This is a genomic window from Pseudomonas entomophila, from assembly GCF_023277925.1.
Lineage (GTDB): Bacteria > Pseudomonadota > Gammaproteobacteria > Pseudomonadales > Pseudomonadaceae > Aquipseudomonas > Aquipseudomonas entomophila_D.
The window spans coordinates 2,214,480-2,231,598 of sequence record NZ_CP063832.1 but is presented as its reverse complement, the minus strand read 5'-3'; the positions used below and the strand labels follow the sequence as shown (position 1 = coordinate 2,231,598).

Annotated in this window: 15 protein-coding genes and 1 tRNA gene; 10 read left to right on the top strand and 6 right to left on the bottom strand. The window is 65.0% G+C overall.

The window, feature by feature from the left end; all coding sequences use genetic code 11:
• Positions 1-127: 127 nt before the first annotated feature.
• Together IM733_RS09640 and IM733_RS09635 are read left to right on the top strand one after the other, a co-directional pair.
• Positions 128-1,204: an ABC transporter substrate-binding protein gene (locus tag IM733_RS09640; protein WP_248920651.1), complete on the top strand. Its 1,077-nt coding sequence runs from the start codon at positions 128-130 to the stop codon at positions 1,202-1,204.
• Between the two features lie 533 nt (positions 1,205-1,737).
• A tRNA-Gln gene (locus IM733_RS09635) sits at positions 1,738-1,812 on the top strand.
• A gap of 49 nt (positions 1,813-1,861) precedes the next feature.
• On the opposite strand, the gene IM733_RS09630 is transcribed toward IM733_RS09635, so the two are convergent.
• From IM733_RS09630 to IM733_RS09620, 3 genes are read right to left on the bottom strand one after another with little or no spacing between them, the layout of a single operon-like run.
• Positions 1,862-4,252, bottom strand: a complete 2,391-nt coding sequence (locus IM733_RS09630) for a hybrid sensor histidine kinase/response regulator (protein ID WP_248920650.1) — start codon at positions 4,250-4,252, stop codon at positions 1,862-1,864.
• Positions 4,253-4,262: 10 nt separating this feature from the next.
• A complete protein-coding gene (locus IM733_RS09625; RefSeq protein WP_248920649.1) occupies positions 4,263-4,724 on the bottom strand; it encodes a response regulator in 462 nt (153 codons plus the stop codon).
• Positions 4,725-4,738: 14 nt separating this feature from the next.
• The gene (locus tag IM733_RS09620; protein WP_248920648.1) at positions 4,739-6,979 is read right to left on the bottom strand and encodes an ATP-binding protein; all 2,241 of its coding nucleotides are present in this window, start codon (positions 6,977-6,979) and stop codon (positions 4,739-4,741) included.
• Positions 6,980-7,250: 271 nt separating this feature from the next.
• On the opposite strand from IM733_RS09620, the gene IM733_RS09615 reads away from it, so the two are divergent.
• The 7 genes from IM733_RS09615 (at position 7,251) to IM733_RS09585 (ending at position 13,573) form a co-directional block, all read left to right on the top strand.
• Positions 7,251-7,778, top strand: a complete 528-nt coding sequence (locus IM733_RS09615) for a Csu type fimbrial protein (protein ID WP_248920647.1) — start codon at positions 7,251-7,253, stop codon at positions 7,776-7,778.
• A gap of 24 nt (positions 7,779-7,802) precedes the next feature.
• Complete coding sequence (locus IM733_RS09610; RefSeq protein ID WP_248921151.1) at positions 7,803-8,333, top strand: Csu type fimbrial protein; 531 nt, start codon at positions 7,803-7,805, stop codon at positions 8,331-8,333.
• A gap of 18 nt (positions 8,334-8,351) precedes the next feature.
• On the top strand, positions 8,352-8,885 hold the full coding sequence (locus IM733_RS09605) for a Csu type fimbrial protein (protein WP_248920646.1): 534 nt from the start codon (positions 8,352-8,354) through the stop codon (positions 8,883-8,885).
• Between the two features lie 3 nt (positions 8,886-8,888).
• Complete coding sequence (locus tag IM733_RS09600) at positions 8,889-9,392, top strand: Csu type fimbrial protein (RefSeq protein WP_186713543.1); 504 nt, start codon at positions 8,889-8,891, stop codon at positions 9,390-9,392.
• Positions 9,393-9,426: 34 nt separating this feature from the next.
• Positions 9,427-10,203, top strand: a complete 777-nt coding sequence (locus IM733_RS09595) for a fimbrial biogenesis chaperone (RefSeq protein ID WP_248920645.1) — start codon at positions 9,427-9,429, stop codon at positions 10,201-10,203.
• 68 nt (positions 10,204-10,271) lie between these two features.
• Positions 10,272-12,605 (top strand): fimbria/pilus outer membrane usher protein, encoded by a 2,334-nt coding sequence (locus tag IM733_RS09590; protein ID WP_248921150.1) that lies wholly within the window; start codon positions 10,272-10,274, stop codon positions 12,603-12,605.
• Complete coding sequence (locus tag IM733_RS09585; RefSeq protein WP_248920644.1) at positions 12,602-13,573, top strand: Csu type fimbrial protein; 972 nt, start codon at positions 12,602-12,604, stop codon at positions 13,571-13,573. Before IM733_RS09590 ends, IM733_RS09585 begins: the two co-directional genes overlap by 4 nt.
• A gap of 63 nt (positions 13,574-13,636) precedes the next feature.
• Here the strand turns inward: IM733_RS09585 and IM733_RS09580 are convergent, their stop codons facing one another.
• The 3 genes from IM733_RS09580 to IM733_RS09570 all read right to left on the bottom strand — a co-directional run bounded on the left by IM733_RS09580 (position 13,637) and on the right by IM733_RS09570 (position 16,230).
• Entirely contained in the window at positions 13,637-14,785 is a 1,149-nt protein-coding gene (locus IM733_RS09580) for a M14 family metallopeptidase (RefSeq protein WP_248920643.1), read from the bottom strand.
• Positions 14,786-14,966: 181 nt separating this feature from the next.
• On the bottom strand, positions 14,967-15,485 hold the full coding sequence (locus tag IM733_RS09575; RefSeq protein WP_248920642.1) for a DUF4880 domain-containing protein: 519 nt from the start codon (positions 15,483-15,485) through the stop codon (positions 14,967-14,969).
• 430 nt (positions 15,486-15,915) lie between these two features.
• Positions 15,916-16,230 carry a DUF6124 family protein gene (locus IM733_RS09570; protein WP_248920641.1) on the bottom strand — a complete coding sequence of 105 codons (315 nt, stop codon included), beginning with the start codon at positions 16,228-16,230 and terminating at the stop codon, positions 15,916-15,918.
• A 129-nt stretch (positions 16,231-16,359) separates the two neighbouring features.
• Here IM733_RS09570 and IM733_RS09565 point away from each other — a divergent pair, with 129 nt between their 5' ends.
• Complete coding sequence (locus tag IM733_RS09565; protein ID WP_248921149.1) at positions 16,360-17,016, top strand: LexA family protein; 657 nt, start codon at positions 16,360-16,362, stop codon at positions 17,014-17,016.
• Positions 17,017-17,119 lie beyond the last annotated feature (103 nt).

Sequence of the window (17,119 nt, the reverse complement as noted above, 5' to 3'; positions counted from 1 at the left end):
ATGCGCTAAAGTGATGTTTTTGCATATGAAAAGAACCATTTGGACTAAGTGAGACTGACTGGCATTTGTCCGCTCTGGCACGCCATCTGGCTATAATCCGAGGTTTGTTTCGCAGGGATGTAACCGCATGCTCAAGGCCTTGTGTCAGGGCCTGTGCCTGAGCCTGCCGCTGGCAGCCGGCGCACAGGCTGCCTCGGTGGTATTTCTCAATCCGGGCTATTCCGACGAGACGTTCTGGGTCGACTATTCGCGTTTCATGCAGGCCGCCGCCAAGGATCTGGGGATGGCGCTGCGTGTGCAGTACAGCGAGCGCAGCGCGGACCGCACGCTGATCCTGGCCCGGGCCGTGCTACAGGGGCCGCAACGTCCGGACTACCTGGTTCTGGTCAACGAACAGTATGTGGCGCCCGAGGTCATCCGCCTCTCCCGTGGCACGGGGGTGAAACTGTTCCTGGTCAACAATGGCCTCACCGAGGACCAGTTGAGCAGTATCCAGGCCCAGCCTGAGAAGTACCCGCGGATTCTCGGCACCCTCGTCAGCAACGACGAGGAGGCCGGCTATCAGATGCTCAAGGCCATGGTCGCGCAGTTGCCACCTGCGAATGGCCCGGTGGACCTGCTGGCGTTCGCCGGGGTGAAGACCACGCCTGCCTCGCAACTGCGTGAGCAGGGCATGCGCCGGGCGCTGGCGGACTATCCCCAGGTACGCCTGCGCCAGGTGGTTTATGGCGGCTGGAGTCGCCAGCGGGCTTTCGAGCAGGCGCAGATGCTGCTGGAGCGCTACCCCGCAACGCAACTGGTGTGGTCGGCCAACGACGAGATGGCGTTTGGTGCCATGCGCGCGTTCGAGGCGGCGGGTCGGGTGCCGGGGCGCGATGTAGTATTCAGTGCGGTCAACAGCTCGCCCGAGGCCCTGCGGGCACGTATCGACGGGCGCCTGGGGGTGTTGATGGGCGGGCATTTCACCATGGGCGGCTGGGCCATGGTGATGTTGCACGACGACGCCCTGGGCTTGGCCGTGGACCGTGACGGGCGGCAGGAGCATCAGGTGCCGTCCCTGCAACTGATCGACGTGGACAAGGCCCGGCGTTGGCTGAGGCTGCTGGATCAGGACGGCCACGGTATCGATTTTCACCGTTTCAGCGCCGAAGGGCGGGCGACGGATTTTCGCTATCCCTTCCTCATGTCACCCGTCGACTACTGAAAGACCCTGCTTGAGTGAAGGGCATTGCTGGACTTAACTGCTGCTTGCGAAGTGCATTCCCATAACCACTACAAGAGGTAATGCAATGGGAAATTCAAGCAAGGTCCGCAAAGCTGACAGCAGTGTCGATGCCTGGGCGATCCTGTGTCTGATCGTGCTGGTGGTGGTCACGGCGGTGTATTGGGTCAGCCATCAATAGCGGGTGATTTGCTCTGGCGGTGAAGCTCACTTGAGAGCCGCCTGCGGAAGGGATATCCGCGGGCGGCGGGCTTCGTGGGGTGGGTTCTGGCCGTTGCGGGTCTGTTCAATAGCCGATGCTCGTGCATGTGTTGCATTACCTGTCGCTTGAAATCATCACCGCAAAATCGGGGGTCGGCGACTAACCTGCTGTTTTTCTGTGAATTTTTTTAAAATAATGCTTCCCACCTTTGGAAAAGGTTGTTAAAGTGCCGGCCATTCCCGCACAGCAACACACGGAGCTTGCGGTGAATGGTCAGATTGGCAGTGCATCAGGCGCTCGTCATATCCGATACAGGGGCGTCGCCAAGCGGTAAGGCAGCAGGTTTTGATCCTGCCATGCGTTGGTTCGAATCCAGCCGCCCCTGCCATTTCTTCTCTGCTTTCAAAGCAAATCAAAATCGCCGGCTGGCGATTTTTTCATTCCAGATTCCTGTTTTCCAGCAGCTCGGCCAACGCCAGGGCCAGCACTTGCTCGTGCACGGGTTTCTGGATCACCAGGCTGCCCGGCAGTTCCTGGCCATCCAGTTCGGCGTAGCCGGTCAGAAATACCACGGGCAGCCTTGGGTAGCGTTCGCGTGCCGCCTGTGCCAGCTGTGCGCCATTGAACTCGGGCATGGCGAAGTCGGTCAGCAGCAGGTCGGTGGCGTCATCGAGCAACGCCAGGGCCTGTTCGCCATTGTGCGCCTGGCGTACCCGATAACCATAGCGGCGCAGCACATCGCCGATCATCTCGCGCACCAGAGGGTCGTCGTCCACCAGCAGGATGTTGTGGTTGCCACCAGCGGACAGCGGGCGCCCCTTGTCCTGGTCCGGCACGGCATGATCAGCCTGGGCCCTGACCGAGGGCAGGTACACGCTGACCTGCGTGCCGCGGCCGGGTGCAGTGTCGATACGCACCCCGCCGCCGCTCTGCTTGGCGAAGCCGAACACCTGGGCCAGGCCCAGGCCCGACCCCTTGCCGATGTCCTTGGTGGTGAAGAAGGGCTCGAAGACCTTGGCCGCCACGTCTTCGCTCATGCCGCAGCCGGTATCGCTGATGGTCAGCATCACATAGTCGCCGGGCTCCGGATCTTGCGGGCGCTGAGGGCGGGTGCTGACCCGGGTATTGCGGGTCGCCAGGGCCAGCTGGCCACCGTCGGGCATGGCGTCGCGGGCATTGATTGCCAGGTTGAGGATGATCATCTCGGTCTGGGTCGGGTCGGTGAGGGCGAACCAGAGGTGGGGCTCCAGGTTCAGGCGCACCGAGACACGGCCGCCCAGGGTGCGGCGCAGCAGTTCCTCCAAACCGCCGAGGGTGCGGTTGAGGTTCAGCGGCACTGGCTCCAGGCGCTGCTTGCGGGAAAACGCCAACAGCTGCGCGGTAAGCTTGGCGCCACGTTCGCCGGCTTCGCGAATGTGCTTCAGGCGACCATGGGCCTTGTCCAGCAGACCCTTGTCCAGGTCGTTCTGGAGAAAACTGGCGCCAGTGAGGATGACCGTCAGCAGGTTGTTGAAGTCGTGAGCCACCCCGGCGGTGAGCTGGCCGACCGCCTCCAGGCGCTGCATTTGCTGCAGCGCCGCTTCGATGCGCTCGCGCTCGGCGATCTGTTCGCGCAGGCGGGTGTTGGCCTCGGCCAGCTCCAGCGCCGACTCGCGTTCGCTGGAGATATCGCGAGCCACCACATACAGGAGGCTGTCATCCGGCACCACCACCCACGAAAGCCAGCGCTGCTGGCCGCCGGCATGCAGGATGCGGCCGACGAAGCGCGCGCTGGTGCGGCCCTCGGACAGGGCGCCGATTTCGGCTAGAAAGGCCTGTTGGTCGGCTTCCGGCAGCAGTTGCAGCAGTGAGATCTGCCCCAGGCGTTCGCGGGTGAAGCCCAGGCTGGCCTCCCACGCCGGGTTCAGCGTCACGGGCGTGAGGTCCTTGTTGAGCACCGCCAGCAAGTCCTGGGACAGCTCCCAGGCGCGGTCACGCTCGCGGGTACGGCGCTCGACCCGCTCGCCAAGTATTTCGTTGAGCTGCTCCAGGGCGCGGGTGGCCTGCCGCTGCTGGTGGATGTCCTGGAGCACACCGGAGAACCGCACGCACTGGCCGTCAACGAATTGCGTCTGGCCGCTGGAGAGCAACCAGCGCGGCTCCAGGGGGCCGGCCTGGGCGATGCGAAACTCGACCCGGTAGTGGCCATCATTGTCCTCGCGCATGGCCTGCTCGACGGCGTCGCGCACCCTGGGCAAGTCCTCTGGGTGGATGCCGGCGTAGAACACCTCGATGCTCATCTCGGTGTCGGCGGGCAGGCCGAACAAGGTCTTGCAACGTACGTCCCACTGCATCTGTCCATCTTGCGGCCGGTAATCCCAGCTACCCATGCCAGCGGCATCGATGGCGATGCGCGCCCGGGCCTCCATGTCGGCCAGGGCTTCCTCGGCGAGGCGCCGTCGCTGGCGCTCCTGCACCTCGGTCAGCGCCCGGCGTACGGCCTTGGGCAGCAACGGCAGGTTCTTCTTCAGCACATAGTCGGTGGCCCCCAGACGGATCATCTCGACCGCGTGCTCTTCCCCGTAGATGCCGGAGAGGAAGATGAACGGCGTGGCCGGAGCGATGCGTTGAGCGATCGCCAGCACCTCGGCGCCCGAGGAGCCCGGTAGCACGCAGTCACAGAGGATCAGGTCGAAGGTGCCTGCGTGCAAGGCGTGCTCGGCACCGACATGATCGAACATCAGCCGCGACTGCACCTGGAAACCGCTCCGCTCCAGACGCATCAGGATCAGCTCGGCGTCCATGGAGCTGTCTTCGACCATCAGCAGTTTCAGTGGCGTTGTCTGCATGCTGCCGGCCTCACTGGTCGCCACGGCGGTTCAGGCGCAGCGAGCCGGGCGGCGGCTCGTTGAGCACGGCCCAGAACACCCCCAGGTCGGAGATCGCGGTAACGAACTCTTTGAACTCCACCGGCTTGACCACATAGGCGTTTACCCCCAGCTCATAGGCGCGCTGCAGGTCGGGCCCCTCGCGCGAGGAGGTCAGCATGACGATGGGGATGCTGCGCAGTTCCGCGGTGGCGCGTACCTCCTTGAGCACCTCGAGGCCATCGACCTTGGGCAGCTTGAGGTCCAGCAGCATTACCGCCGGGTTGCCGTCGTCACGTGCGGCGAAGGCATTGCGCCGCAGCAGGTAATCCAGGGCATCGGCGCCGTCGCGCACGACGACGACTTCGTTGGCCAGCTGGCTGCGCTCCAGGGCCAGCAAGGTCAGTTCTTGGTCCCGGAGGTTGTCTTCGACCAGCAGGATGGGTTTGAGCATGATGGGTGGCGGCCTCAGGCGGTCATCGGTTGGCGGGGGAGGGTGAAGTGGAAACTGGCGCCCTGGCCCAGGCTGCCCTGGGCCCAGACACGGCCGTCATGGCGTTCGATGATGCGCCGCACGCTGGCCAGGCCAATCCCGGTGCCCTCGAATTCCTCCATGCGGTGCAGGCGCTGGAACACCCCGAACAGTTTGTCGACATAGGCCATGTCGAAGCCCACGCCATTGTCGCGCACGTACACCTCGACCTCGTGCCGGTGCTGCACGGCACCCACCTCGATGCGCGCCTGCTCACGGTTGCGGGTGTACTTGACGGCATTGGCGAGCAGGTTGTGCAGGACCATGTTGATGAAGGCCGGGTCGGCAATCACCCTGGGCAGCGCGGCGATCTCCCAGAGGATCGAACGGTCGGCGTAGTCCGGCGCCATCTCCGTGCGGATGGTATCGACCAGGGTATTGAGGTCGACATCCGACAGGCGCAACGCCGAACGGCCCATCTGCGAGAAATTGAGCAGGTTGTCCACCAAGGTGCCAGCGAATTGTGCGGCTTCCCCGATATGCCCGAGGAAGCGCTTGCCACGCTCGGTCAGGTGCTCGCCCTCGAGCTCGCCGAGCAGCTCGCTGTAGCCGGCGATATGCCGCAGCGGCGCGCGCAGGTCGTGGGATACGCTGTAGGAGAACGCTTCAAGCTCCTTGTTCGAGCGCTTCAGCTCGCCGGCCAGTTGGGCCAGTTCCTCGGCCTTGCGCAGGACGATGCCGAGCACCGCTCCGCGCAGTTCCAGCACGCCTTCGAGGGTCAGTGGGTGCCAGGCGGCGCTGAACCCGCGGACCTCTTCCTGCCAGCGCTCGAAGCTGTGGCGCGGATTGAGGTTGCCCAGGGCGGTGACCTGTTTTTCGGGGCGCCCGGCCCAGTTCACCGTGTGCGCCTGCTCCGGACGGAACCACAGCAGGTAGTGCGAGTGCAGCTGCGAGATGGCCACGGCCAGCACGCCTGCGGCATGCCGGCCCAGCTCCGGCAGCACGTCGATGTCACGCTGCGCGTTGTCGGTGTGGAACACCAGGTCTTCGCCACGCTGGGCCAGCCAGTGCACCAGGGCGTTGACCTGCGCCGCCGGAGGCGTGTGGCCGATCAGGTCGCAACGCTCGGCACTGATGATGGCCGCCCCAGTGGCGCCGGCGAACTGCAGCATCACGTCGGGCAGGGCGAGCAGGCCATCGCCGACACTGTCCTGGTCGGCCATTGAAGAGAGCAGGTGCACGATGCGTTGGCGCAGGTCGAGCAGCAAGCGCGTGCAGCTTTGGGACTCGTGGGCCTCGATCTGCAGCGACAGGACATTGGCCAGCAGTTCGCAGGCGGTGCGGGTCTGGAAATCCACGGCCCTTGGTTGGTCGTGGTGGCATGACAGCAGGCCCCAGAGCTTGCCGTCGACCACGATCGACAGCGACATCGATGCCAGGGTGCCCATGTTGCGCATGTATTGCAGGTGCACCGGGGATACGCTACGCAGCGAGGCGAAGCTCATGTCCAGGGCCTTGCCGGTACGTGGATTGGCGGCCGGTACAAGCGGCGAGGCTTGATAGTTGGCGTCTTCGATCACTCGGATGCGGTTGATGCGATACAGCTCGCGGGCCTGGCGCGGGATGTCGGAGGCGGGGAAGCACAACCCCAGGTACTGGGGGTAGCCAGGGTCGGCAACTTCAGCGAGCACGGTGCCATTGCCTGCAGCGTCGAAGCGGTAGGCCTTGACCCGACCGAAGCCGGTGATGCGCTTGATCTGCCGGACCGACTGCTGCAGCAAGTCGTCGATGCTGGTGGCCTGGTGCAGGGTGCTGACGAAGGCCCGCACCAGGGGGTAGTAATCGCCCTTGGCCGAGCCACGGCAGGGCTCGAATTCGAGGATCAGGACCTGGTCGTGGCGGTGGGCCAGTACCCGCAGCGGCGCCTGGCAGGGGGCGCCTTCACGCAGGCGGACATCGCCGATGTGGAAGGGGAACATCTCGTCTTCCGGCAGCGACGTCAGGTGGCGGCGCAGGTCGAAGCCGTCGCTGACCAGTTCGTCGAATGCCTGGCCTGGCAGTTGCAGGGCCGGCACGCCGAGCCAGCGTTCGGTGTTTTCACTGGCCTGGAGAACGCGCAGGCTGTGTTCGTCCAGCACCAGCAGGAAGCCTTGAGGCTGGATGCTGCCGGGTACCTGGATCGGCTCCTGGGCACAGCGTTCGATGGCCTGGTCGAGTGAAATCGGGGCAATGGTCACGGGTAACTCCTGGCAGGGTCCGTCCACGCACGGGGGTGCGTATGGCACAGGATGGTCGTCATGAAGGTATCAGAACCTTGGCCGGTTTGTCGGTATATGACTATTTGAGGGGTAGGCGCCCGCAGGGTTCGCTGCGCCAAGTGCTGATTTTTCCGAAGGGTTCAGGCGAACTCAGCCTTTGCATTAATGCTAAAGAGGGGGCTTGCGTGAGCGCCCGCCTGCAAACCCACTGCTACGCTCAAGCCCAACCCCTACAGACAAGGATCTACAGGTGACGCAACGCTTGATGGCCGCGCTGTTGGGCCTGTGGTTGAGCGGCAGTGCCATGGCGGCGGAGTTTCTCGTCGAAGTCCAGGTGCGTGTGCAGCGCGGTTGCATGCTGGTCAATCAGCAACGCGATGCCGGCGCTCAAGCCCTGGGCCGGATCGACCTGGGCAGTGCCGCGCGCCTGGACGGGCCGGGCGCGCCCCTGAGCGGGGTGTTGCTCAGCCAGCGGCCGCCGCGGTTGGAATGCAACCCCGATACCCCGTACCAGGTCCGCGTCGATGGCGGCCAGCATGGTGGCGTGGGCGAGGTGCGCTACCTCGCCAGCCAGGACGTACAAGCCCGACCGATTCCCTACCGCCTCTATCGCGACGCCGCCTGGCAGATGCCCTTGGCGGTGGATGTCGCGCAATCGGCGCGGGTACCGGACAGCGGCTCGGTCGAGCTCCCCCTTTACGCACGGGTCGACAGCCTGGCCTGGGTACCCCATGCCGGGTTGTATGCCGACCTGCTCAAAGTCACGGTCACCTGGTAGGGGGCTGCCATGCACAAGGACGCGCTGCAACGCACATCGATCCTGCTGCTCACCCTGGGCCCGCTGCTGCTGCCCGCAGGCGTGGCCCATGGCACCAGCACCGGCTTCATCCAGGCACGCCTGGTGATCAGCGCCGCCTGCGAGATCAGCAGCCAGCAACCAACCGTGGCAGGTAACACGGGGGTGATGGACTTCGGTGCGCGCGGCCCGACCTGGGACCAGCCGCTCACCAGCCGCGTGGACGAGGCCAGCGCCGAAGGCAGCCTGCAGATCAGTTGCACGCCCCAGGTGCGCGCGTTCAGCGTGCGGATCAATGGCGGCCTCAATGGCAGCGATGGTGTGCGCCGCCTGAGCAATGGCCGCGAGCTCATCCCCTATCAGCTGGCGGTCGACCCGGGCGGCAACAGCCGCTACGGCATCGGCCAGGCCCGCACCTTCACCATCAGCAACACCGAACAAGTGCCCGTGCCCATTTATGGCGTCGTGGTCGCGCAGCCGCGCGCGCTGCCTGTCGGGCTGTATCGCGACACCCTACGGGTGACCCTGGACTGGTAACACGCAAGGAGATTTGCAATGCCCAAGCACCTCACCCGCTGCATCCTCGCAGGTTGTGGCCTGGCCCTGGCCGCCCAGGCCCACGCTGCCACCGTGACCGGCACCATCAGCTCGACCCTGACGCTGACCGCCGCCTGCCAGGTCAACGGCAGCGGCGGCACTTCCGGGCTGAACTTCGGCAGCCTCGACTTCGGCACCCAGGATTCGCTGTTCACCACCGTCAATGGCCAGGTGCTCGGCGGCGGTGGCGGGGCCATGAGTATTCTCTGTTCGGCAGGTACGGTGCCGACGATCAAGGTGCGTGCCGGCGCCCATGACTCGCAATCCGCCGGGGGGACCCGGGCCTTGGCCGATGGCGCGGGCAATTTCGTGCCCTACGACTTCTACACCGACGCCGGGCACACCCAGCTGCTGGCGATCGACGGCACCATCACCCTGCCGACCAGCACCGGCGTGGCGCAGACCGTCAACCTGTATGGCCAGGCCCGCGGCAAAGCCGGCCTGCCGGCCGGGGTGTACACCGACACGGTAGCGGTCGAGCTGAGTTTCTGAGCCATGCCGGGCACGGCGCGGCTGCTGGCCGTCGGGCTGTGCCTGGCGCTGACCCAGGGTGCCCACGCGGTCACCACCAGCACCTTCCAGGTGACGGCACAGATCGTCGCCGGTTGCCTGGTGGTCGGCGGTGTGACGGCCTATGGCGTGCTCGACTACGGCACCAGCTCGGCGCTGTCCACGGCCACCCTGAGCACCTCGCTCGGCGGCAGCACGGTGACCTTCCAGTGCACCCCGGGCGTGGCCCTGAGCATGAGCCTGGACGGCGGCCAGAACAGCGCCAGCGGCACGCGCAACCTCAAGCGTTCGGGGGGCACGCAGTTGCTGGCCTACCAGCTGTACCGCGATGCCGCGTTCAGCCAGAGCCTGGGTATCGGCAGCAGCGTGGCGGTGAGCTACAGCGACCCGACGGCGATCAAGTTGCCGGTCTACGGCCGCACGACCCTGACCGGCACCCTGCCGGCCGGGACCTACACCGATGTCGTGCAAGTGACGGTGACCTGGTGAAAGGCCACCGTGGATAACAGAGAAGGAGAGGGGCATGGGGGCAGGCGCGAAACGGGCGCGTGGGATCATCGGGCTTCTGCTGTTGGCCAGTGCACCGGCCTTCGCGGCCACCTCGGTGCTGATCTGGCCGATCGACCCGGTGCTGGAGGCCGACCAGAAGGCTGGCGCATTGTGGCTGGAGAACCGCGGCACGGCGCCGACCAGCCTGCAGGTGCGGGTGTTCGCCTGGCGCCAGGGCGAATACCAGGAGCAGTTCCAGAACCAGCGCGAGATCATCGGCAGCCCCCCGGTGGCGAACATCGCACCGGGGCAGAAGCAACTGGTCCGATTGACCCGCACCGGCAATTCACCGGCCGGCCAGGAGCAGGCCTACCGCATCATCATCGACGAGATCCCTTCACCTCTGCCGGCCGACACCACCAGCGACGGGCCGAAGGCGGCGATCCGTCTGCAGATGCGTTACTCGGTGCCGCTGTTTGTCTATGGCGAGGGGCTGTGGGGCAAGCCCGACCCTGAGGGCAAGCGCAGCGCCGAAGGGGTTGGCAAGCCGCAACTGAGCTGGCGCGCGGTGACCGTGCAGGGCAAACCCTATGTCGAACTGCGCAACACCGGGCCGGTGCACGCCCGGTTGACCGATGTGGTGCTGCAGCAGGGTGGGCAGGAGAGCCCCCTGGTCGAAGGCTTGCTCGGCTATGTGTTGCCTGGCGCCAGCATGCGCTGGCCGGCACCGGCCGCGCCCGGCGCGGCCAGTGTGCTCAAGGGCCGGGTCAATGGCCAGGACGCGGCGCAGGCCATCAAGCAGAGCCAGTGATACGCGGGTGAACGTCTGTCAGGGGCCAGGGAGGACCCGGCAATGGTTGGAAATCGTGTGTGAGCTGGGTGCGGGTGGCAACGCACCGGTTGTGGCTGGGCCTGGCGGTACTGGGCCCCAGCCTGGGCGTGGCCGACGAACTGCCGCCGCCACCCACCGAGAGTGCCGCCATCACCGATGCGACGCTGTACCTCGACCTGCTGGTGAACCAGGTGGGTAAGGCTGAGCTGGTGCCGGTGCAGCAGCGCGCCGGGCGCCTGTACCTGGACAGCGCGGTGTTGCGCGCCGCCGGGGTCAAGCTGCCGGGCGACCCTCGCGGCGAAGTGGCGCTGGAGGATATCCCCGGCCTGCACAGCGACTACGACAGCCAGAACCAGCGCCTGCTGCTGCAGGTGCCGCCGGCGTGGCTGCCTGAGCAGCAGTTGGGCGACCGCAGCCTGTACCCGGCCAGCGATGCCCGCAGCAGCTTGGGTGCCTTGCTGAACTATGACGCCTACCTCAACGACACAGACGAGGGCGGCACCTACCTCGCCGCCTGGAACGAACTACGGCTGTTCGACGACTGGGGCACGTTCTCCACCACCGGGCAATGGCGCCAGTCGTTCAATGGCGCCCAGGACGCCACCCGCCAGGGCTTCCTGCGCTATGACACCACCTTCCGCTACACCGATGACCAGCGCCTGCTCACCTACGAAGTGGGGGACCTGGTGACCGGCGCGCTACCCTGGACCACCTCGGTGCGCGTTGGTGGGTTGCAGCTGTCGCGGGATTTCAGCGCACGCCCCGACCTGGTGACCTACCCCTTGCCTGCGTTTGCCGGCGAGGCGGCGGTACCAACCTCGCTGGACCTGTTCATCAATGGCTACAAAAGCAGCACCACCGAACTACAGCCGGGCCCCTACACGCTGACCAACGTGCCCTTCATCAACGGCGCCGGCGAGGCGGTGGTGGTGACTACCGACGCGCTCGGCCGGCAGGTGTCCACCACCTTGCCGTTCTATGTCACCAGCAGCCTGCTGGCCAAGGGCTTGTCGGACTTTTCGGTGGCCGCTGGTAGCCTGCGCCGCGACTATGCCGTGCGCGATTTCGGCTATGGCCCGGGCGTGGCGTCAGCCAGCCTGCGCCACGGCGTTACCGACTACTTCACCCTTGAAACCCATGCCGAAACCGCCCAGTCGATGATGCTCGGCGGCCTGGGCGGCAACCTGCGCCTGGGCAACTTCGGTGTGCTCAACGCGGCCATGGCCCAGAGCCGCTTCGAAGGCGACACGGGCCGGCAAGTGGCGCTGGGCTACCAGTACAACAGCCGGCGCATCGGCTTCAACTACCAGCGCGTGCAACGCCACGGCGACTACGCCGACCTGTCGTTGGTCGACAGCCCCTACACCCGCCTGAGCCAGCGCAGCGAACAAGCCACCCTGAGCCTGAACCTGGATCACTACGGCAGCCTGGGCGCCGGCTATTTCGATGTGCGCGCCGGCGACGGCACGCGCACCCGGCTGGTCAACCTGAGCTGGAGCAAGCCGCTGTGGGGCAACAGCAGCCTGTACCTGTCGGCCAACCGCGAAGTCGGTGACAGCCAGTGGGCGGTGCAGGCGCAACTGGTGATTCCCTTCGACCTGCGCGGCACCCTGGCCTTCAGTGCCGAGCGCAGCAAGGACGGCCAGGACTTGCAGCGGGTCAACTACAGCCGCGCCGTGCCGGTCGGCGGCGGGGTGGGCTACAACCTGGGCTACGCTACCGGCGGTAACCGCGATGCCTATCGCCAGGCCGACGTGACTTGGCGCCTGCAGTCGGTGCAGCTGCAGGCCGGCGTCTACGGCAGCAGCGGCGAGATGACCCGCTGGGCCGATGCCAGCGGCTCGCTGGTGTTGATGGATGCCGGGCTGTTCGCTGCCAACCGCATCGACGACGCCTTCGTGGTGGTCAGTACCAATGGCTATGCCGACGTGCCGGTGCACTACGAGAACCAGCAGATCGGCCGCACCGACCGCAACGGCCACCTGCTGGTGCCGTACAGCAGCGGCTACTATCGGGGCAAGTACGAGATCGACCCCATGGAGCTGCCGGCCGACGTGCTGGCGCCGCAGGTGGAGCAGCGCGTGGCCGTGCGCCGGGGCAGCGGCTATTTGCTGGAGTTCCCGCTCAGGCAGGTGCGGGCGGCGAGCCTGGTGCTGGTCGATGGTGGCCAGCAGGCACTCAAGCTGGGCAGCCATGTGCTGCACCAGGAGAGCGGTGGCGAGGCGGTGGTGGGTTGGGATGGGCTGGTGTACCTGGAGAACCTGGCGCCACACAACCGTCTGCTGGTGGACAAGGCTGACGGCGGGCAGTGCCAGGTGGCGTTCGACCTGCCTGAAGGGGAGGGGCCGATTCCACTGATCGGCCCGCTGGTGTGTCGATGAAGGTATTCAAGGCCTGGCTGTTGTTCGGCGCGTTGTTGTCGCCTGGTGGAGCCGCCTGGGCGCTGTGTTCGTCGGTGGCCGCCGCCCCGGCAGCGTTTGGCTCGATCAACTCGACCCTGGTGCGCACCACGGTGCAGAACGCCTCCACCACCAATGCCGGGTTGCAGTGCACCGGTTCGCTGCTGTCACTGCTGGTCAGTTCCGATCACTTCTACGCCACCATCACCTCCGCCACCAGCGGGCTGGTGGGGCCGACCGGTGATGTCATTCCCTATACGATCTACGCCGACAACACTATCAGCTACCCGATCAGCCGCGGCGTGCAGTTCGACTTCGCCCGCAACGGTATCCTCGATGCCCTGGGCTTGCTCAACGGCACCAGCCCCAAGACCGTGCCGCTGTACTTCAAGACCGTGGTCGGCGCCAACGTCGCGGCGGGCCTGTACCAGGAGACGCTGAACATTGCCTGGAGCTGGAACTACTGCTCGGGCATTGGCATCGGCAACCTCTGCCTGGGGCGGGACATTGGTAGCGGCAACCAGAGCATCGTGGTCAGCCTTACGGTGACCAACGACTGCCAGATCACCACGCCCAATATCAGCTTCGCCAGCGCGCCGGTGGTGGCGGGGTTCGGTACCGTGAGCCAGAGCGTCAGCCTGTCGTGCACCAAGGGCAGCACTTACACGGTGGGCCTGGACGACGGGCAGAACGTGTCGGGAGGGCGACGGCGGATGAAGTCGGCGGCCAACAACTACCTGGCCTATGACATCTTCAAGAGCGCCGGCGCAGTGCGCTGGGGCTCGCTGAGCACGGCGCGGCGCTCGAGCAGCGACGCCGATGTGAACCCAGGGGCGGGTACCGGCACGGGGAGCCAGCTGTTCAACTACAACGCCAAGGTATACACCGACCAGGCCACGCCGCCAGCGGCGACCTATACCGATAACGTGATCCTGGATGTGCAATTCTGATCGTGTTCGCCGGCAAGCCTGCCCTCGGTAAGGGCCGGCTTGCCGGCGAACCGCCCGATCAGGTCAGCGCAGGTTGTCGACCATCTTCAACAGCGTCTCCAGCACCGCTCCGGCCAACGCCTTCGACCGCTCGCCCGACCACCCGGTAAGCGGGTTCGGCGCATCGTCATGGTCCTTGAACGGCATTTCCAGGGTCAGCGACAGGCAATCATGGGCCTGCCCCACGGCATTGCAGGCCAGGGTCATGTTGGCCTGGCCCGGCTCGTCGCGGGTGTAGCCGTATGTCGTCTGGAAGTCCGGCGTCAGGCTGCGCAGGGTGCTGCGGAACTGCGCTTCCAGCTTCTCGATGCGCGGGGTGTACCCCGGGTTGCCTTCGCAGGCGGCGGTGAACACGTGAGGAATTTCTTCGTCGCCATGGGCGTCGATGAATGCATCCACCCCATGCAGTTTCATCTGGCTCTGGGCGAAGAACACTTCCGGGCTCAGTTCCACGCTGGCGTCCTGCCAGGCGCGGTTGAGGTCCTTGCCCTTGAAGTTGGTGCGCAGGTGGCCGTGGAAGGCGCCGTCCGGGTTCATGTTGGGGATCAGGTACAGGTCAGCCTTGGCCAGCAGTTGCTGGATGACCGGGCCGTTTTTATCAAGGGCGTCGATCACGCCTTCCATGAACCATTCGGCCATGTGCTCGCCCGGGTGCTGCTGGGCGATGAGCCACAGCTTGCGCTTGCCGGCCGCGCCATTGCCCGCACGCAGCAGCGGGATATCCCGGCCCTGCACGCTGCGCCCGCTGGCCAGCAGTTCGATGCCAGGGATCTTCAGGGCGCGTTCGATCAGCTGGTTGTGGCGGGCGCGGGGGTAGGGTTCGAAGTAGGCGAACCAGGCCTGTCCGTGTTCAGCCTTGAGCTCGAAGCTCAGCGCCTTGCCGTCGAACTGGCTAGGTACGCGGAACCAGGTCTGCTGGTCGTAGGAGGCCACGGCCTGGTAGCCGTCCCAGGCGTTCTTGTAGGAGGACGCATGGGCGTTGTCCAGGCTGAAACGGTGGGTTTGACCTTGGGTGAGGCCGCTGGCCTTGAAGTGGAACCACTGGAAGTGGTCGCTGTGGCTGTCCTTGCGGATGTCCAGGTGGACGTGCGCGGGGTCACTGGCGTCCTTGACCAGAATGTTGCCGGAGTCGAAATCGCAGTCGATGTGCAGCGGGGAGAGCGTCACGGTCATTGCCAGCCTCCTGTTGGCGTTTGTTGTGACCGTACTCTACACCGCTTGGTGGCAGGCTCCCATCCCTGGCAAACCGCGATCCGTTGATTTGGCACCACCTCTGTAGGAGCGGCTTCAGCCGCGATCCCCCGCGAGGCGGGGCCTGGGCACAGCGTTGCCTGCATCGCGGCTGAAGCCGCTCCTACAAGGAGAGCAAACCCAATCCGGTCAGGGCTGCAATGGCAAGCCCCACGGCAATCGAGCAGCCGCCCAGCGACAATGCCGCGCGCCCTTGCCGATACCAGCCGTCATGCCCCAGTTGCCGCGCCGGGGCGAGCAGGCCGCGCCAGCGCAATTCGGTTTCGTGGAAGGCACACAGGTGGTTGGGGTCGGCATCCAGCCAGCGGCGAAAATCGATGCGTTCGCTGGCGGTCACCTGCGGGCTCTGCAGGCGCACGTACCACTGGCCGGCGACACTGGCCAAGGCATCACCTGGCGCACGGGCGGTCTGCAGGGCCTGGTTCATGTGGCGTTCGATGTTGATCAAGGGCAGGTCGAGGCGTTCGCCAATCTCGGCGAAACCGACCTGGTCGAGGCGGTTGAGCAGGAACACTTGCTGGACCCGACGGGGCAGGCGCTTGAGGGCATGCAGCAACGCGTCGTCGCGGGTTTGCTCGGCGGTGCGTGGGTCGTGCTCAAGGGGCAGCAGCAGGCGGGTCATGGACAGCTCCTTGCTCATGAGATGAAGGGGGGGCATCTTCCCTGATGCGCAGTCAGCTTAGTATTAACGAGATTGATTCTCAAGTGCTGATTCCGCAAACTTTTGTAATGAGCGTTCACGCGCTGACACATTATTGCTATCATCGCCGCCATTAAACGATCTTCATTAGCCTGAAGAGCCAAAAAAAAGACCCGGCAAAAAGCCGGGTCAAAAACCGTGATTAGCCTGATGAGGAGATAATCTGAGCGTCCGACCTGAGGACGTTGCAGGTTATCCAGCGGGTCTCGCGACCTGCTGAGTGCAATAATAATCGTTATCATTTGCCAGTCAAATGATTTTTCCGTATCCCGGTAAAATAATCCTTCTGACGCACCTCCAGTCCCCGGCAATTGGGGCTATCGCCGTTCGTCGGCCATCACGTTCTCTCCCCTCAAATCGACGTTTTCTCCATGGCGTGGCGCTGCTCCAGCAACGCGCGGGCCATGTTGATCATGTGCATCAACGCAAACACCACTTCCCGCGTCGTGCCCTGCAGATGGGCGCCGGTTTCCTGTGCCGTCGCCGAGGCGCAGCGCAGCAGGGCCATGGCGTGCTCGCTGGCTTGAGTGGCGGTCACGCCTTCGCGCAGGGTCCAGAGCGAGCGCTCCAGCTCAGCGGCGGTGGGGGTGGGGTTGAGGTAGTAGTCGAGGGCGCGGCGGGCGGCTTCTTCGTCGAGATCTGTATCTTCGTTTATCGGTTTGTTCATTCCAGCACCTGTGAAATCCCTTCAAGGACAAGGAATATCGATAGTAGGTCAATGTGTATTATTTTTGTCTGCTAAGATAATTCCAGATGTGTATTGATGCCGTTCATCCAGTCCGTATCGTTCACCGCCATGGAAAACTGGATCGAATTTCTGTCGCGCTACAAGCGCGAGCACAACCTCAAGCAATACCAACTGGCCGAACGCCTGGGCATGACCCAAGGCGGGCTTGGCCATTGGTTGCGTGGCACACGCCGACCGACCCTGGAGACCGTCAACGAAAAGCTGGAACAGCTTGGCCTGGTGTCCCTGGAGGCGCGGGTGATGGTGGTCGAGCGCGATATCTTGGCGCGCGAGAGCCCAGGGGTTTATGGGGTGGACCGGCCGCTGTCGGTCAATGCCATGCGCCACGCCAGTTTTCGCTTTCCGGTATTGAGCTGGGCCGACCTGCAAGGCGCGTTGCCCGAGTCCAGTGAAACCCAGGAACTGACGGGCTATATGCCTGCTGGCAATGCGTTTTGGTTACCGGTTGAGAATGACTCGATGAACGCCGCCAGTGGCAGGAGTTTGCCGCAGGGCGTGCTGGTTTTGGTGGATGCCGGAATCGAGGTTGCGCCGGGCAGGCTGGTAGTGGCCCGGCAGCCAGGCAAGCCAGCGGTGCTGAGGGAGTTGATCGAGGAGGGCGGGCAGCGGATGCTCAGGCCGCTCAACACCCTGTACCCCACCGTGCTGTGCGAGGAAGGGTGCGAGTTTTTAGGTGTCGTGGTGCGGATGCACGGGGTGCTCTAGATCTGCGCGCAGACCGCGTTGGGGCGGCCAGGTGCCAGACGGTAGCCTTGCAGCGCTCTTGAGATCGAGCGCCGCCCGCGCGGCGCTCGATCTCATAGGCGAA